General features: G+C 64.0%; 18 protein-coding genes. 17 read left to right on the top strand and 1 reads right to left on the bottom strand.

Annotation, left to right across the window (positions count from 1 at the left end):
* Nucleotides 1–8: 8 nt before the first annotated feature.
* The 6 genes from AC3WP6_RS13160 to AC3WP6_RS13185 are packed head-to-tail and all read left to right on the top strand — an operon-like array spanning nucleotide 9 to nucleotide 5,376.
* Complete coding sequence (locus AC3WP6_RS13160; RefSeq protein WP_492628124.1) at nucleotides 9–596, top strand: hypothetical protein; 588 nt, start codon at nucleotides 9–11, stop codon at nucleotides 594–596.
* 10 nt (nucleotides 597–606) lie between these two features.
* On the top strand, nucleotides 607–1,335 hold the full coding sequence (locus AC3WP6_RS13165; RefSeq protein ID WP_060715357.1) for a TIGR03759 family integrating conjugative element protein: 729 nt from the start codon (nucleotides 607–609) through the stop codon (nucleotides 1,333–1,335).
* A gap of 2 nt (nucleotides 1,336–1,337) precedes the next feature.
* Nucleotides 1,338–1,925 carry a lysozyme family protein gene (locus AC3WP6_RS13170; protein WP_373421697.1) on the top strand — a complete coding sequence of 196 codons (588 nt, stop codon included), beginning with the start codon at nucleotides 1,338–1,340 and terminating at the stop codon, nucleotides 1,923–1,925.
* Nucleotides 1,922–2,452 carry an integrating conjugative element protein gene (locus AC3WP6_RS13175; protein WP_060715358.1) on the top strand — a complete coding sequence of 177 codons (531 nt, stop codon included), beginning with the start codon at nucleotides 1,922–1,924 and terminating at the stop codon, nucleotides 2,450–2,452. Before AC3WP6_RS13170 ends, AC3WP6_RS13175 begins: the two co-directional genes overlap by 4 nt.
* 15 nt (nucleotides 2,453–2,467) lie before the next feature.
* The gene (traD, locus tag AC3WP6_RS13180) at nucleotides 2,468–4,630 is read left to right on the top strand and encodes a type IV conjugative transfer system coupling protein TraD (protein WP_060715359.1); all 2,163 of its coding nucleotides are present in this window, start codon (nucleotides 2,468–2,470) and stop codon (nucleotides 4,628–4,630) included.
* On the top strand, nucleotides 4,627–5,376 hold the full coding sequence (locus AC3WP6_RS13185) for a TIGR03747 family integrating conjugative element membrane protein (RefSeq protein ID WP_060715360.1): 750 nt from the start codon (nucleotides 4,627–4,629) through the stop codon (nucleotides 5,374–5,376). The genes traD and AC3WP6_RS13185 overlap by 4 nt, the downstream gene beginning before the upstream one ends.
* A 243-nt stretch (nucleotides 5,377–5,619) precedes the next feature.
* Here the strand turns inward: AC3WP6_RS13185 and AC3WP6_RS13190 are convergent, their stop codons facing one another.
* Complete coding sequence (locus AC3WP6_RS13190; protein WP_060715361.1) at nucleotides 5,620–6,639, bottom strand: IS110 family RNA-guided transposase; 1,020 nt, start codon at nucleotides 6,637–6,639, stop codon at nucleotides 5,620–5,622.
* A gap of 259 nt (nucleotides 6,640–6,898) precedes the next feature.
* On the opposite strand from AC3WP6_RS13190, the gene AC3WP6_RS13195 reads away from it, so the two are divergent.
* The 11 genes from AC3WP6_RS13195 to radC all read left to right on the top strand — a co-directional run bounded on the left by AC3WP6_RS13195 (nucleotide 6,899) and on the right by radC (nucleotide 16,102).
* Nucleotides 6,899–7,270, top strand: a complete 372-nt coding sequence (locus AC3WP6_RS13195) for an integrative conjugative element protein, RAQPRD family (protein ID WP_060715362.1) — start codon at nucleotides 6,899–6,901, stop codon at nucleotides 7,268–7,270.
* Nucleotides 7,267–7,506 carry a TIGR03758 family integrating conjugative element protein gene (locus AC3WP6_RS13200; RefSeq protein ID WP_060715363.1) on the top strand — a complete coding sequence of 80 codons (240 nt, stop codon included), beginning with the start codon at nucleotides 7,267–7,269 and terminating at the stop codon, nucleotides 7,504–7,506. Before AC3WP6_RS13195 ends, AC3WP6_RS13200 begins: the two co-directional genes overlap by 4 nt.
* Before the next feature lie 23 nt (nucleotides 7,507–7,529).
* Complete coding sequence (locus tag AC3WP6_RS13205) at nucleotides 7,530–7,892, top strand: TIGR03745 family integrating conjugative element membrane protein (RefSeq protein ID WP_060715364.1); 363 nt, start codon at nucleotides 7,530–7,532, stop codon at nucleotides 7,890–7,892.
* 10 nt (nucleotides 7,893–7,902) lie between these two features.
* Nucleotides 7,903–8,325: a TIGR03750 family conjugal transfer protein gene (locus AC3WP6_RS13210; protein ID WP_060715365.1), complete on the top strand. Its 423-nt coding sequence runs from the start codon at nucleotides 7,903–7,905 to the stop codon at nucleotides 8,323–8,325.
* Entirely contained in the window at nucleotides 8,322–9,017 is a 696-nt protein-coding gene (locus AC3WP6_RS13215; RefSeq protein WP_060715366.1) for a PFL_4703 family integrating conjugative element protein, read from the top strand. Before AC3WP6_RS13210 ends, AC3WP6_RS13215 begins: the two co-directional genes overlap by 4 nt.
* On the top strand, nucleotides 9,014–9,934 hold the full coding sequence (locus AC3WP6_RS13220) for a TIGR03749 family integrating conjugative element protein (RefSeq protein ID WP_060715367.1): 921 nt from the start codon (nucleotides 9,014–9,016) through the stop codon (nucleotides 9,932–9,934). Before AC3WP6_RS13215 ends, AC3WP6_RS13220 begins: the two co-directional genes overlap by 4 nt.
* On the top strand, nucleotides 9,924–11,372 hold the full coding sequence (locus AC3WP6_RS13225; RefSeq protein ID WP_060715368.1) for a TIGR03752 family integrating conjugative element protein: 1,449 nt from the start codon (nucleotides 9,924–9,926) through the stop codon (nucleotides 11,370–11,372). Before AC3WP6_RS13220 ends, AC3WP6_RS13225 begins: the two co-directional genes overlap by 11 nt.
* The gene (locus AC3WP6_RS13230; protein ID WP_060715369.1) at nucleotides 11,353–11,796 is read left to right on the top strand and encodes a TIGR03751 family conjugal transfer lipoprotein; all 444 of its coding nucleotides are present in this window, start codon (nucleotides 11,353–11,355) and stop codon (nucleotides 11,794–11,796) included. The genes AC3WP6_RS13225 and AC3WP6_RS13230 overlap by 20 nt, the downstream gene beginning before the upstream one ends.
* Nucleotides 11,796–14,675 carry a conjugative transfer ATPase gene (locus AC3WP6_RS13235; RefSeq protein WP_060715370.1) on the top strand — a complete coding sequence of 960 codons (2,880 nt, stop codon included), beginning with the start codon at nucleotides 11,796–11,798 and terminating at the stop codon, nucleotides 14,673–14,675. Before AC3WP6_RS13230 ends, AC3WP6_RS13235 begins: the two co-directional genes overlap by 1 nt.
* Nucleotides 14,676–14,690: 15 nt before the next feature.
* Nucleotides 14,691–15,428, top strand: a complete 738-nt coding sequence (locus AC3WP6_RS13240) for a DsbA family protein (protein ID WP_060715371.1) — start codon at nucleotides 14,691–14,693, stop codon at nucleotides 15,426–15,428.
* Nucleotides 15,429–15,607: 179 nt separating this feature from the next.
* Complete coding sequence (gene radC / locus AC3WP6_RS13245; protein WP_007180708.1) at nucleotides 15,608–16,102, top strand: RadC family protein; 495 nt, start codon at nucleotides 15,608–15,610, stop codon at nucleotides 16,100–16,102.
* The last annotated feature ends 118 nt before the right edge of the window (nucleotides 16,103–16,220 follow it).

Consider the following 16,220-nt stretch of genomic DNA (forward strand, 5'->3'; position numbering starts at 1 on the left):
AGATCGCGGTGAGCGCGTGGCTGCTGCTCGTTAGCGTGATCACGGTCATCAACAGCGTTGGCCTGTCCAGGCTAACCGAGCAGACGCGCCGTAGCGAGGAAGCCGCTCAGTTCAAGGCGTTGAGTGCTCGCGTTACCGATCTCGCCCAGCAGGTAGATGCTGGCCGGCGCCAGCCCAAGCCGGCTACCCAGGCCGATTTCCTGAAGGTACGCCGAGCGCTGGACGAACGGCTCGCGCATACCGAGCAGGCCCAAGCCGGCCTGGCTCGGGCCAGCGACGTGCAGGCGCTCGCGGCGCGTGTGGCTGTGGTAGAAGAACACCAGCAGCAAGCGCATTCGCTATCGGCGACGCCGACTGTGCGCCGGCGTGTAACGACTAAACCCAAGATGCTCGAACCGCCATTCCGAGTGGTCGGCATGGATGTGCGCGGCGGCGAACGCTTCCTGTCGATCGCGGCGCCAGCGGAAACGTCACTCGCGAATGTGCGTCTGCTGCGCGAGGGGGACACCGACAGCGGTTGGCAGCTTCAATCCATCGACACCCACGCTGCGCTGTTCCTGGTGAATGGCAAGACGCAGCGCGTGGCACTGCCGTAGGACGGGGGCCATGACAAGGAAGAACGTCGCCGCCTGCCTGGCCTGCGTGCTCGGTTTGGTGTCTTTGCACACGCAGGCGCAGTCGGTACCAGTAGTGTCCCCTCGGACTCATCTCAGCCGGACGCAGGCGAGCGTGGACGCGGCGCTTGATGAACGGCAGGCACGCGATTGGGGCCTGCGCCCCGAGGAATGGGCGCGCTACCGCCAGTTGATGCAGGGGCCGCTCGGCATCTATTCGCCCAACCTCGATCCATTGACCGCTCTCGGCATCGAGGCAGGCAGCGAGGATGAGCGCAACCACTACGCGGAATTGCAGGTACGGGCTGAGGCACGGCGGGTCGACAAGACACTGGCCTATCAGCGTGCGTATGACGCGGCCTGGCAACGCCTGTTCCCTGGCGAGCCCCGCCTGAGTCTGCCAGGCGCCCAGGCACCGAGCGCCGGCAACATGGGTTCCGGCCGGCTCGCGGTATTCGTCAAGGCCGACTGCGCGCCTTGCACGCAGCGCGTGCGGCAACTGCAGGCGGCCGGTACGCCATTTGATCTCTACATGGTCGGCAGTCGCGGGGACGACGCCCGCATCCGCCAATGGGCCGTGCAGGCCGGCATCGATCCGGCCCGTGTGCACGCCCGAACCATCACGCTCAACCACGACGGCGGCCGGTGGCTCTCGCTGGGCCTGTCCGGCGATCTGCCCGCCGTGGTGCGCGAGGTGAATGGGCAATGGCAACGCCAGTAAGCATGTGGCGGCCATGCAGCCGGTGGCGCGACATTCTCGCCGTGGCATGGCTGACGGGCACCGGCGTCCTGGCCCACGCCGTGCAGGCACAAGAACTGCCGCCGCCCGCCTACCAGCTCGCCGCACAGCGGGCTGGCGTGCCGTCCCCGGTGCTGTACGCGGTCGCCTTGCAGGAAAGCGGGGCGACGCTGCAAGGCCGGCTGGTCCCCTGGCCGTGGACGCTCAACGTGGCCGGCCGAAGCGAACGGTACGCCACGCGCATCGCTGCCTGCGCGGCGTTGCACCGCGCCTTGAGCCGGGCGCCTGCCAGCCGCATCGATGCCGGCCTCGGCCAGGTCAATCTCGGCTACCAGTCGCATCGCTACCATGCGCCCTGCGAGCTTCTTGATCCGTACCGAAACCTCGCGATTGCCGCCGACATCCTGCGCGAACAGCACCTGCCTGGCGAGGACTGGTTGCTCGCCATCGGTCGTTATCACCGTCCCGCCGGCGGCCCGGCGGCGATTCGCTACCGACGCAGCGTTCATCGGCATCTGGTGCGCGTACTCGGTCCTGGTGCTTCCCTTTCCTCCGTGAGCACGACACCATGAATCGTACTGCCTCTGTCCTCGCCCTCGGCCTGCTCGCATCAACGACTGTCTATGCACAGAACGCGACGTCGCAGCCAATCGTCGTCGAAGACCGCGGCGGTATCTCCGCGCTGCCGTACTACCAGGCGCTGAATCCACAGAATGTCGGCTCCACTACACCGCCTGCGCCGGCTTCCCGCATCGGCAACTCGGCCGACGCCGAAGCAGCCATGCTGCCCGTGCACTCCACGCGGCTCTCGCCGGGCAACGAACCGCGCCGTGTGATCCGGGCGCCAGGCCTGACGCCGCTCTTCCTGGTCGGCGATGACGACCGCTCGCGCGCCTGGTTGCGACAGCACCAAACCGAGTTGCGCGATCTGCAGGCCGTGGGCTTGGTGGTCAATGTGGTTTCTGTCGCGGCATTGGCATCGCTGAGGCGTCTTGCGCCGGGCCTGGTGCTGTCGCCGGCCTCGGCCGACGACCTCGCGCAGCGGCTGGGCATTCGGCACTACCCGGTGCTTATCACCGCCACCGGCATCGAGCCCTGACGTGCGGCATGCCCCATGGCCCAGCCCCATGCCATCGAGGTGCTGCTTCGGCCAGCGGTGGAGCTATACACCGTTGCGGTATGCACGGGCGCCGCGGTTCTGTGCATGGTGGCACCGTGGTCGCTCGCGCTGAGTCCACTGCTGGGCCTAGGCAGCGCGCTGGCTTTCCTAGCCTTCGGCACGATCCGGCTGAGGGACGCCTGGGTCATCTTGCGCTATCGCCGCAACATCCGCCGTTTGCCCCGTTATGTGATGACCAGCCGCGACGTGCCTGTGAGTCAACAGCGGTTGTTCGTCGGCCTCGGATTCCGCTGGGACCAGCGGCACACGCACCGGCTGTTGCAGACCTACCGGCCCGAGTTCCGGCGCTACGTGGAGCCGACCGCGATCTACCGCATCGCGCGGCGGCTGGAAGAGCGATTGGAGTTCGCGCCGTTCCCGCTTTCCCGATTCGCGAAGGCGCTGAGTTGGGACAGTCCGCTGAATCCCGCGCGGCCATTGCCGCCGGTCGGCGGCCTTCCGCGGTTGCACGGCATCGAGCCGCACGAGATCGACGTCACGCTGCCACTGCCCGAGCGCGTTGGCCATAGCCTGGTTCTGGGCACCACACGGGTGGGCAAGACCCGACTCGCGGAACTGTTCATCACGCAGGACATCCGACGCCGCAACGCGGCGGGGGAGTCCGAGGTCGTCATCGTGTTCGATCCAAAGGGCGACGCCGATTTGCTCAAGCGCATGTACGTGGAGGCGAAGCGTGCGGGGCGCGAAGGTGAGTTCTATGTCTTCCATCTCGGCTGGCCGGACGTTTCGGCGCGTTATAACGCCGTGGGCCGCTTCGGGCGCATTTCCGAGGTCGCCACGCGCATCGCTGGTCAGCTTTCAGGTGAAGGCAACAGCGCGGCATTTCGCGAGTTCGCCTGGCGGTTCGTGAACGTCATTGCACGCGCCCTGGTCGAGCTGGGGCAGCGTCCGGACTACCTGCTGATCCAGCGCCACGTCATCAATATCGATGCGCTGTTCATCGAATACGCACAGCACTATTTCGCCAAGACCGAGCCCAAGGCTTGGGAGACCATCGTCCAGATCGAGGCGAAGCTCAACGAGAAGAATATTCCGCGCAACATGATTGGACGCGAGAAGCGGGTGGTGGCTCTGGAGCAGTATCTGTCGCAGGTACGCATCTATGATCCGGTACTCGATGGCTTGCGTAGCGCCGTGCGCTACGATCGCACCTACTTCGACAAGATCGTCGCGAGCTTGTTGCCCCTCCTGGAAAAGCTCACCACCGGCAAGATCGCGCAACTGCTCGCGCCGAATTACTCCGATCTCACCGATGCGCGTCCGATCTTCGACTGGATGCAGATCATCCGCAAGCGCGCGGTGGTCTACGTCGGCCTGGATGCACTGTCCGATGCAGAGGTGGCTTCGGCAGTCGGCAACTCGATGTTCGCGGATTTGGTGTCGGTGGCCGGTCACATCTACAAGTTCGGCATTGACGATGGCTTGCCGGGTGCCAGTTCGGGCGTGAGGGTTCCCATCAACGTGCATGCCGACGAGTTCAACGAACTGATGGGCGACGAGTTCGTGCCGATGGTCAACAAGGGCGGAGGCGCGGGTGTGCAGGTCACGGCCTACACGCAAACGCTCTCCGACATCGAGGCTCGTATCGGCAATCGCGCCAAAGCGGGCCAGGTGGTGGGCAACTTCAACAATCTCTTCATGTTGCGCGTGCGCGAGACCGCGACCGCCGAACTGCTCACGCGCCAGTTGCCCAAGGTCGAGGTGTACGCAACGTCGCTGATGAGTGGAGCGACCGACAGCTCCGATCCGCATGGCGACACCGCCTTCACATCCAACACCCAAGACCGTATCAGTAGCGCCAGCGTGCCGCTCATCGAACCCGCTCACGTTGTCGCGCTCCCCAAAGGACAATGCTTCGCGCTGATCGAAGGCGGCAACCTGTGGAAGATTCGCATGCCGCTGCCTGCACCCGATCCCGACGAGATCATGCCGAAGGACCTTCAGGAACTGGCCGGCTACATGCGGCAGCACTACGTCGAGGCGGGCGACTGGTGGGAGAACCAGGGATTGCCGGGATTGCAGGACAGCGCGCTACCGGACGACTTGCTGGACGACTTCCGGCATTTGGCGACCGCTAATAACGAGGCCCAATCGTGAACGATCCCGCCGTCGCCGCGCAGCGCGCACAGCAGCGGCAGCAAGGGGCGATCGCCAGTTTGGTCACGCTGCCGTTCCGCTTCTTCGGTGTCCTGTGCGGATCGCTGCTGCTGTGCATTGTGATCGAGTGCATCGGCATGCACTTTTTCTGGCCACAGGAAAGCTGGCATCACGCTCAAGCCATGTTCAACCATGAGCTGGACCAATTCTCGGCCAACTTCACGCGCAGCGCATTGGTGCAGGAACCGGGGCGAACCGCGAACGCCATCGTCGAACATGCCTATGACTGGTTGTTCATCAGGAGCGGACTGCTGGCGTGGATACGCGACGCCTCGGCACAGGCAAGTGCCGGCACGCACCACCAGGCTCATGACTTTCGCTATTACATGGCGATCATATACGTGCATATGGAAGGCTATCTCATCGCATCGGCCTACACGATACTGACCTTCCTGGTGCGGTTTTTTGTGCTGGTGTTGACGCTGCCGCTCTTCCTGCTCGCCGCCTTCGTCGGTTTCGTGGATGGGTTGGTGCGGCGGGACATCCGCCGCTTCGGCGCGGGGCGAGAATCGGGGTTCGTCTACCACCGCGCGAAGTCCAGTCTGATGCCGCTAGCGGTCTTGCCATGGGTCACGTACCTCGCGTTGCCGGTCAGCGTGCACCCACTGCTGATCCTGTTGCCCGCCGCGATGTTGCTCGGTGCGGCCGTGGACGTTACGGCGGCGAGCTTCAAGAAGTATATATGAGCGCCTCCCTTTGCCAAGCAGTCGTAGCGATGACCAACAGGATCGATTGCAGCTATATATCCGGCCTTGATGTAGCGAGCACTTCTGCTACGGGCCCTAATGGAATCCGCTGACTCACACCTCATTACCTCTTCGAACTTAGGGTTCAATACTTCTTTCAGGCTTGGTGAGTCCCGGTCTGACCTGTTTTGCCATTACGTACGTTGCCTGTGCAACCTTCCTGCGTTCAACTCCCGATATCGTTCAAGCAGTCTTTATACGCACATGATCGCTGTTGTACGGCTGACCATGAGCCAGCACAGCCCAGATCGTCCGTGCCATCTTGTTTGCCAAAGCCACCGCAACCACGTTGATCGGCTTTCGTTCCCTGAGCTGCGTTACCCACGCACTAGGCTTCTTGGCGTGCAGCAAGACACTATGGGCGCCATTGACCAACAGTGTTCGCAGATATCGATCGCCGCGCTTGCTGATTCCATGCAGGTTAATCTTGCCACCGGAGCAGACCTGTCGAGATGCCAAGCCCGCCCACGCGGCAAACTCACGAGCGGAGCGGAATGCGGAGGCATCGCCCATGGATGCCACTGCCGCTGTTGCGGTCAAAAGCCCAACGCCAGGGATCTCGCTGATAGCTTTGACGGCCGGGTTGTTCTTGCTCAGTTCCCGTATCCGTCGTTCTAGAGCATCAATCCTCTGGTTTACCGTGTCGATCTCGCTGAACTGCTCACGCAGGCTGTCGATCAGCACGGTAGGCAGCCGTTCCGTTAGCCGAGCAAGTATCTCGGGCATTGCCTTTGCAAGGCTCGCTGCACCAGTTCCCATCACTTCGCCATACTCGGCCAACAGGCCGCGCAAAGCATTGGTCTGCATCAACCTGAACTTCATCAACTGCGAACGCATACGATGTAACGTCAGCATGGCCTGCTGCATCTCGGTCTTCACAGCAACGGCTTTACTCGGCTGCTGAACCGCACGCCATATTGCGTGGGCATCGGCCATGTCGTTCTTGTTACGGATATTGAAAGCCTTCACGAACTCGCCAGGCATCAGCTTGACCTGGTGTCCCATGGCCATGAGCCGTCTTGCCCAATGATGGGCACCACCGCTGGCTTCCATGCCGACCAGGCATGTTGTGCGATTCGCGAAGAACTCCAAGAACTTGGCCCGCTTGATGGCCTTGTTCACGATCTCTCCGGTCTCTTCGTCTACGAAATGTACCTGGATGACGCTCTTGGCGATATCGACACCGACTGGTATGGGCTTCATGTCCGCTCCTTGTGCTGAGTTCACAAATACCTGCGTGGTGGTAGAAGTTTCGCACTTTGATGCGGACTACCCACAACACACACCACCCCCGCTATCGTCGCGTGCGGGGTGGGAGGCGCTCATACCATTACCTCTAGGCAGCGCGTTTACTTCGGGCGTCGCGTCATAAAAGTGGTGGCATCCCGATCCCGATTGATTGCGGCGCGCGCGGCCCAGCCGCTTCAGCATCGAGCCATCCGTATCCCCGGAGCACGGCACGATGGCTTCACCCCGACACTACGCGCTGATCTGGCGCCACGCCTGCGTGGTGTCATTGCTCGTCGCTTCGGGATGGCAATCCGCCACCGCTGCGGACCATGCGACCGAGCGCGAGCAACTCTCCGCGATCTCGCGTCAGCTCGAATTACTCGACCGCCTCGTCGAACACGCGGCCGATGTCTCGCCCCAGGAGCGTGCCCGCTACCACTTCGACTATGTCCGCCTGCGCGAGGACGTGAAGCGCATCCACGCGGGCGTGCAGGACTATCTCGTTCCGCAACGCGCCCAGCCACGCGACCCCATACCGTTGTCCAGCAACTACGTGCGCAGCGACAACGACATGGCCGATGGCAAGGAGGCATCGAAACCATGACGCCTTCCGCCGACCAGGTTGCGGCCTTTCAGGCCAACGGCGGCTTTACCCCAACCGCCGTCTCCACCGTCGTGCTCAGCGTCGTGTTCGCCGTGCTCCTGGTATGGGGTGTATGGGCGATGCGTACCGCGTATGTCGGCTGGGCCGAGCAACGCCTTACCCAACGCCAGTTCCTCGGCGTCGTCGTGCACTTCGTCGCGATGTACGTGGTGCTGACTTTCTTCCTCCTGTCCTGAGCCACCTGAAAGGCCGTACTGCCATGCGCAATCGTCTCGTCTCTCGCATCATCCGGCGCGTCATCGCGCCGCTCGTCCCGTTGATCTTCACCGCCATGCCGCTGTCAGCATATCCGGGGCTTCCGACCATGGAAGACCCGTCACGTGGCGAGGGCAGCGGCATCCTGCAAACCCTCCAGAACTACGGCTACGACATCGTGATGCTGATCGCGCTGCTCGTGGTGGCTTCGATGTTTGTCGGTGTCTGCTATCACGCCTACACCCGCTATTCGGAGATCCACACCGGCCGGGCCACCTGGGGCCAGTTCGGCCTGACGGTCGCCGTGGGCGCCATGCTGCTCGTCGTCGGCATCTGGCTGCTGACCAAGGCGACCGGCGTGCTGTAAGGGGCGACGCATGGCCACCCCAGAGCCCCTGCAAGACGCGCTCGTGACGTTCCTGCCACACCGCCTGAACCGCCAGCCGGTGGTGGTGCGCGGGTTGACGGCTGACGAGCTATGGATCTGCGCCGGCCTGTCGGCGGCGGCCGGCCTGGCGCTCGGGCTGCCGCTGGCCTGGCTCACGCGCAGCATCGCCATGGTGCCGACGCTGATCGTCGCCAGTATCGCACTGGGCGTTTTCGCCGGCGGCGGTTTCCTGCGACGTCAGAAACGTGGGCGGCCCGAGACGTGGCTTTACCGGCAACTTCAGTGGCGGCTGGCACTGCGTTACCCCGCATTAGGTCGGCTGCTCGGCGGGCGAGCGCTCATCACCCGTTCGGGTTATTGGACCACGCGGCGTCAGGCCCGTGCCCGCCGCATCTCAGGGACCGCCGCATGAGCCGCTTCCGCAACGAGATCACGCACCTTCAGGCGCACGTCAAGACGCTGCGTCTTGCGGCCGGTGCGCTGTTCGTCGTGACGCTGCTGCTCACCTTCGGCTGGTGGAGTGCCCCGAAAAATCTCACCATCCATGTTCCGCCTGATCTGCGTTCGGGCAGCACGCGCCGGTGGTGGGACGTGCCGCCCGAAAGCGTGTACACCTTTGCGTTCTATATCTTCCAACAACTGAATCGCTGGCCGACGGATGGCGATGCGGACTACCCGCGCAACCTGCATGCGCTCTCGGCCTACCTTACGCCCGCTTGCCGTGCCTATCTGCAACAGGACTACGAATACCGACGCAGCAACGGCGAGCTGCGTCATCGGGTACGTGGCATCTATGAGATCCCCGGCCGGGGCTACGGTGACGATCCGGCCACACGGGTCAAAGTCGTTTCCAACAACGACTGGATTGTGACGCTCGACGTTACCGCCGACGAGTATTACGGCGGGGACCAGGTCAAGCGTGCGTTCGTGCGCTATCCGCTAAAAGTCGTGCGCATGGACGTCGATCCCGAGCACAACCCGTTCGGCCTGGCACTCGACTGCTACGCCCGCACGCCGGAGCGTATCGAGATTGCCCCGGCGCCAACGCCGGCCAGCACACCCGTCAGCACGACGGGACATCCGCAGGGAGACACCACCCCATGAAGCGTTCTGTCCTGTCGGCCTTGGCCGGCCTCGCTCTGCTGGGTGTTGTCTCAGCCAGCCATGCGGTTGAAATCCTGCATTGGGCACGCTTGCCGCTGGCCGTGCCGTTGATCGTCGGCCAGGAACGCGTGGTGTTCGTCGACCGCAACGTGCGAGTCGGCGTACCGCCGGACATTGCCGATCACTTGCGCGTGCAGAGTGCGGGCGGTGCGATCTACCTACGTGCAAGTGCTCCGATCGCACCGACGCGACTGCAATTGCAGGACGTGGAATCCGGTGCGCTGATCCTGCTCGACATTGCCGCTGAGCCGCCCAAAGACGATCAGCCGCCGCTGGAGCCGGTGCGCATCGTGGAGGACGAAGCGATCAGCGCGCGGTACGGCAGCGACAAGGCGGGTGCTGCTGCGGGCAGGGCCGATGACGCTTCGAGTGCGCCCGGTGCGTCCCCCAGGTCACGCGAGACGCCCATTCCCGTGGTGCTGACCCGTTACGCCGCGCAGAACCTCTATGCGCCTTTGCGCACGGTCGAGCCGGTCGCAGGCATCGGCCGCACGAACTTGCCTCATGGGCTCGTCCTGGATTCCCTGCTGCCGACCCTTCCCGTTCGGGCTCGGGCACTCGCCGCGTGGCGACTGGAGGACCAGTGGGTGACGGCGATACAGCTCACCAATACGACTCATCACTGGCTCGACCTCGACCCTCGGGCACTGCAAGGCGATTTCGTGACGGCCACCTTCCAGCATCCGAACCTGGGGCCGGTGGACCAATCCACGGACACCACCGTGCTCTATCTCGTTACTCGCGGCCACGGCCTGGCCGAGTCGCTGCTGCCGGCGGTCGCCCCCATCGACCCCGCGGTGAACCTGCCGCCTGCAGCGGCGGCTGGCCAGGCCGAAGGAGGTCGGGATGAAGAGTAACGGCCTGCTCAAGTGGCTGATGATCCCGATCGCGCTGGCGGTCGTCTTTGTCGGTGTCAAGCTCTTCTCTGGCGGCTCCGGTACCAAGTCCCCGCCGCAGGACGGTGCCAGTCAATTGACGCCCACAGAAATGAAAGCACTGGGCATCGAAGGCGACACGCCGCGCGACACCGTCGCAACACTCGTCGCACAGGTCAAGCAACTACGCAACGAATTGCAGACGTCGCTCAACGACAACAAGAATCAGAAGACCGAGAACGACCGCCTGCGCGCACGCGAGAGCACCATCGACCAGCGTATCCAAAGCGCGATCAACGGCGAGCGCAGCCGTCTGCAGGAAGAGCGCGATCAGGTCGCCAGCGACCGCCAGCAGACGCAGGGCCTGTTGCAGGATTTGCAAAAACGTCTGGACGGGTTGACCAGCAAGGGGAATCAGGCCGACCTGCCGGTGGGCCTCGGATTGGAGGATGGTGACGGCAAGAATTTCAGCGCCAGCAGCGGGGGCATGCGTTGGATTGAACCCGAAGACGCAAAGCCGGATACGAAGAACAGCAGCAAAGAACCGAGTTTTCCGACCAGCTTCGGCCCGGCGCAGAAGACGCTCTCCAGTGCGGCAGATACAGTGGGCGAGACAGGTGCGAAGGTCGCGGGTGCATCGTCCGCGAAGCCGGTCTACACCGTGCCGACCAACGCCACGCTGATGGGCTCGGTTGCCATGACCGCGTTGATCGGGCGCGTGCCGGTGGATGGTACGGTCAACGACCCATACCCGTTCAAGGTGCTGATCGGCCCCGACAACCTGACCGCCAACGGCGTCGACATTCCCGATGTGGCGGGTGCCGTCGTCAGTGGCACGGCCTCGGGCGACTGGACACTCTCGTGCGTGCGCGGGCAGATCCGTTCGGTCACGTTCGTCTTCAACGACGGCACGATCCGCACCGTGCCGGAAGACTCGGGCAACGCCAACGACGACACCAGCAGCAACAGCGGACAGAACGGCAATACCCACATCCTCCAGGGTGGACTCGGCTGGATCAGTGATCCCTACGGCATCCCATGCGTGTCCGGTGAGCGACGCAGCAATGCCGAACAGTACCTCGGCTCACAGGCGCTCATCACCGCGGCCGGGGCCGGTGCTGCGGCGCTCATTCCCAAGGGCGATGACAACTATTCCTTTGTCAGCGGTAGCAATGGCCAAACGCTTGGCACGGTGGGCATCTCGGGCAACGAAGCCATGGGCCGCATCCTCGCCGGCGGTGTGGAGCAGATGTCGCAGTGGGTCAACAAGCTCTACGGTCAGGCGTTCGCGGCGATCTATGTGAAGCCCGGTGCGAAGGTCGCCGTGCATCTGGATCACCCGATCAACATCGACTACGACCCGAAAGGCCGCCGGGTCAACCACCGTATCGGAGAATCTCATGCGCCGGATCTGGATTGATGCCGCAGCCGGCCTGTTGGCCGTCACCATCCTGGTCGCGCTCGGTGGCTGTGCGACCAGCAAGGAGAAACTGCTGCCGCACGGTGACAGTACGATGCTCGATATCTGGAACCAGCAGACGGGTGGCAGCGCTGGGGGCGGCCAGGCCGCACGGCAGCTTCTCGACGCGCGTCAGGGGTTGCGCCGCCCCATGACCGAAGTCGATGTGCAGGATGCGCCGGGGGCCAACGCAGCCTACACCCGCAGCGCGGCCAACGAAATCTATCGCCAGTTCCACCGACTGCCGAATCCCGACCTGGTGATGTACGTGTTCCCACATCTGGGCGGCACCGATCCAGTGCCGGTGCCCGGCTACACGACCGTGTTTCCGCTCTACCAACGGGTGCAGTACGCGATGCCGGGCGAACGGCTGGAGGACTATTGATGGCGTGGTCGCTGCCCTGGCCGCGTAAGGTCGCCCCGCGCGCCGATGCTGATGCCGACGAGCCGGATGCGTGGGCACGGCACATTTCCGCCCTGGCCGGGCACGGGATTCCCGCGCCTGGCGACACCCTGACGCGCGGCAAGCGCAAGCCCGCCACCCAGGCGGACGTGGAGGCGCTGTACGACGTCGCCCCGTCTTTTGCGGACCTGCTTCCCTGGGTCGAATATCTGCCTGACTCGGAGAGCATGCTGCTGGACGACGGGCAGTCCGTCGCCGCTTTCTTCGAGCTGCTGCCGATCGGCACCGAAGGTCGCGAGATGAGCTGGCTGTGGCAGGCCCGTGATTCGGTAGAGAACGCCTTGCAGGACTCGTTCGATGAACTCGATGAGCATCCGTGGGTGGTGCAGTTCTACGCGCAGGACGAGCCGGATTTCGACGACTACCTGGGGACGCTGCACAACTACGTGCGCCCTCGCGCCCAGAGCAGCGCCTTCAGCGACTTCTACCTGCGTTTCTTCGCGCATCATCTGCGCGCGATCGCCAAGCCGGGCGGCCTGTTCGAGGACACGACCGTCACGCGCCTGCCCTGGCGCGGCCAGGTTCGCCGCGTGCGCATGGTGGTTTATCGGCGCACACCGACGACGGCCAGCGCTCGCCGCGGCCAGACGCCCGCGCAGGCGCTCTCCACGATCTGCGACCGGCTCACGGGTGGCCTGTCGAACGCCGGGATCAAGGCCAAGCGTCTCGACGCAGCGGCGATTCACGCCTGGTTGCTGCGCTGGTTCAACCCGGCGCCGGCGTTGCTCGGCGACACGCCGGAGGACCGGGAACGCTTCTACATGCTTACCCGCTACCCGGACGAACAGGAGGAAGGCGAGATCGAGCTGGCCAGCGGCACCAACTTCGCGCAGCGACTGTTCTTCGGCCAGCCGTGCTCGGACGTGTCGAGCGGCACCTGGCTATTCGACGGCATGCCGCACCGGGTCATCGCGATGGACCGCCTGCGCACGCCGCCAGCCACCGGCCACCTGACCGGCGAAACGCGCAAGGGCGATGCACTCAATGCGCTGATGGACCAGATGCCCGAGGACACGGTGCTGTGCCTGACGGTCGTCGCCACGCCACAGGATGTGCTCGAAGCGCACCTCAACCACCTCAGCAAGAAGTCGGTCGGCGAAACGCTCGCCTCCGAACAGACCCGTCAGGACGTACAGCAGGCACGCAGCCTGATCGGCAGCGCCCACAAGCTGTATCGTGGCGCAGTGGCGTTCTACCTGCGCGGGCGCGACATGGACGAACTCGATGCGCGCGGCCTGCAATTGGTCAACGTGATGCTTAACGCGGGCGTTCAGCCCGTGCGCGAAGAAGACGAGGTCGCGCCGCTCAACAGCTATCTGCGCTGGCTGCCGGCCGTCTTCGATCCATCGGCCGACAAGCGTCAGTGGTACACGCAACTGATGTTCGCGCAGCATGCGGCGAATCTCGCGCCGGTATGGGGTCGCAGCCAGGGCACAGGCCATCCGGGGATCACCTTCTTCAACCGCGGCGGTGGCCCCATCACCTTCGATCCGTTGAACCGTCTCGACCGGCAGATGAACGCGCACCTGTTCCTGTTCGGGCCGACCGGCTCGGGCAAGAGTGCCACGCTCAACAACATCCTGAACCAGGTCACAGCGATCTACCGGCCACGCCTGTTCATCGTCGAGGCCGGCAACTCGTTCGGTCTGTTCGGCGACTTCGCCGCACGGCTGGGGCTGTCGGTGCATCGGGTCAAGCTCGCGCCCGGCGCCGGCGTGAGCCTCGCGCCATTTGCCGATGCATGGCGGCTCGTCGCTACGCCGAGCCAGGTGCAGACGCTCGATGCCGATGCGCTGGATGAAGCGCCGGATACCAGTGCCGAGCCCGACGGCGACGAACAGCGCGACGTGCTCGGTGAACTGGAGATCACCGCGCGTCTGATGATTACCGGCGGTGAGGACAAGGAGGAAGCGCGCATGACGCGCGCCGACCGCAGCCTGATCCGCCAGTGCATTCTCGACGCCGCGCAGCGTTGCGTGGCGGAACAGCGTCCTGTGCTTACGCGCGACGTGCGCGACGCGTTGCACGAGCGCAGTGGCGACGCGACGCTGCCGGAAATGCGGCGCACCCGGCTGCTGGAAATGGCCGACGCGATGAACCTGTTCTGCCAGGGTGTCGATGGCGAGATGTTCGACCGGCCCGGCACGCCCTGGCCCGAAGCCGACATTACTGTGGTGGACCTCGCCACGTTCGCGCGGGAAGGCTACAACGCGCAACTTTCTATCGCCTACATATCGCTCATCAACACGGTGAACAACATCGCCGAGCGCGATCAGTTCCTTGGGCGGCCGATCATCAACGTCACGGACGAAGGCCACATCATCACCAAGAATCCGCTGCTCGCGCCCTACGTGGTCAAGATCACGAAGATGTGGCGCAAGCTCGGGGCTTGGTATTGGCTCGCCACGCAGAACATCGACGACTTGCCCAAGGCGGCCGAACCGATGCTCAACATGATCGAGTGGTGGATCTGCCTGTCCATGCCGCCGGACGAGGTCGAGAAGATCGCGCGCTTCCGCGAACTGAACGCATCGCAGAAGGCGCTGATGCTGTCGGCTCGCAAGGAAGCCGGTAAGTTCAGCGAGGGCGTGATTCTCTCCAAGAGCATGGAGGTGCTGTTCCGCGCCGTACCGCCGAGTCTCTATCTAGCGCTCGCGCAGACCGAACCCGAAGAGAAGGCCGAGCGCTTCCAGTTGATGCAGCAGTACGGCGTCAGCGAATTGGATGCGGCGTTCATGGTGGCCGAGCAGATCGACCGTGCCCGAGGCATCGCCTCGCTCGCACTCGATGCGCTTGCCTGAGAGGAGGCGAAACTCATGCGCAAGCTACGCGCTTTTCCAACCGTTCACCACCTTTGGATCGGCCTTGTCGTCGCCGTCTTCTTCGGCGTCGGAGGCGGTTTGTTGCTTCACCGCATCACACACGGCTCGCTGCGGTCGTCGGCTTCCGGGCACTGGTCCTCGTCCTCGGGTCCGCCGTGGATCTATGGCCGCCCCAATGCTCGCTTCACGGTCATCGAATACGGCGACCTGGAATGCCCATACTGCCGCGCGTACTTTCCGGTGCTCAGGCACTGGATCGATGCCCATCCCGACATCAACTGGCAGTGGCGGCACTTGCCGCTGGCGATGCACGACCCCGCCGCCACGGCCGAGGCCCGGATCGCGGAATGTGCGGGCGAGGTCGGCGGTTCTGCTGCGTTCTGGAAAGCCGTGGCATGGATCTACGCGCACACTCGCAGCGATGGTCAGGGTTTGCCGCCCGGCATGCCGTATCCGGACCTCACGCCGGCCATGCAGCGCTGTCTGAACAGCGACCGGCCGGACACGGCGATCCGGGCGCAGTCCGCCAATGCCATCAGCATTGGCATCAAGGGAACGCCCACGCTGCAGGTGCGCGACCGGCGGTCCGGCCGGACGCTCCTGATTCCCGGTCCCGCCGAGGGCGATGCGTTGCTGTCGGCGATCGACTGGCTGGCGCTCGATGGTCAATCCACCGCCGGCTCGCCCTCCACCGAAATGCCTGCCGACGCTGTCGGCGACATGCCCAGGTAGCCACGATCTTCAAGACTACGGCGCGGCACGCCCGCGCTGATCGCCCCGGTTCGCTTCGCATCCCACGCGCGAACAGCCACCGCATGCGGTGGTGGATGCCACTCATATTCGATGCCATCTCTGGAGGGTTTGCCCCTCCAGGGCAGGTGCCCTCCGACTTATCCCAACGGAGGTTCACCATGTCCCGTATCCTCGCCGATGCGTCCCGCAAAGCGCTTCACCAAATCTCTGCCCAGCAGGAAGACTGGATCATTCAACACGCCATTACCTTGCTCGAACAACGCGTGTTCAGTTCCGGCCCGTGCCTCGCCAATCCTTCCGACGTCCATGACTATCTGCGTCTGAAACTGGCCACCGAACCCAACGAGGTTTTTGTGGCGATCTTCATGGATAGCCAGCATCAGGTCATTGCCTACGAACCGCTGTTCCACGGCACGATAGACGCAGCAGTGGTGTATCCGCGCGTGCTCGTTCAGCGCGCTTTGGCACATAACGCCGCCGCCCTGATCCTGGCGCATCAACATCCTTCCGGCGTCGCAAAGCCGTCTGCCGCGGACAAGGCGATCACTCGGGATATCAAAGCGGCCCTGGCCATGGTCGACGTACGTGTGTTGGACCACATCATCGTGGGCAAAGGCACGCCGTATTCGTTCAGCGAGGCGGGACTTCTTTAGCCGCCCGTTTCTGCGGGTGGCTCAGCGTAAACACGGGGCCCTCCAATCGGTTGTCGTGCATGCATCCCTGCGGGGGCTTCGGCTCCCGTTTTTCTTGGCCAGCGGTTCTCTTGACTAA

Source organism: Rhodanobacter sp. FW106-HT46G03 (genome assembly GCF_058789895.1).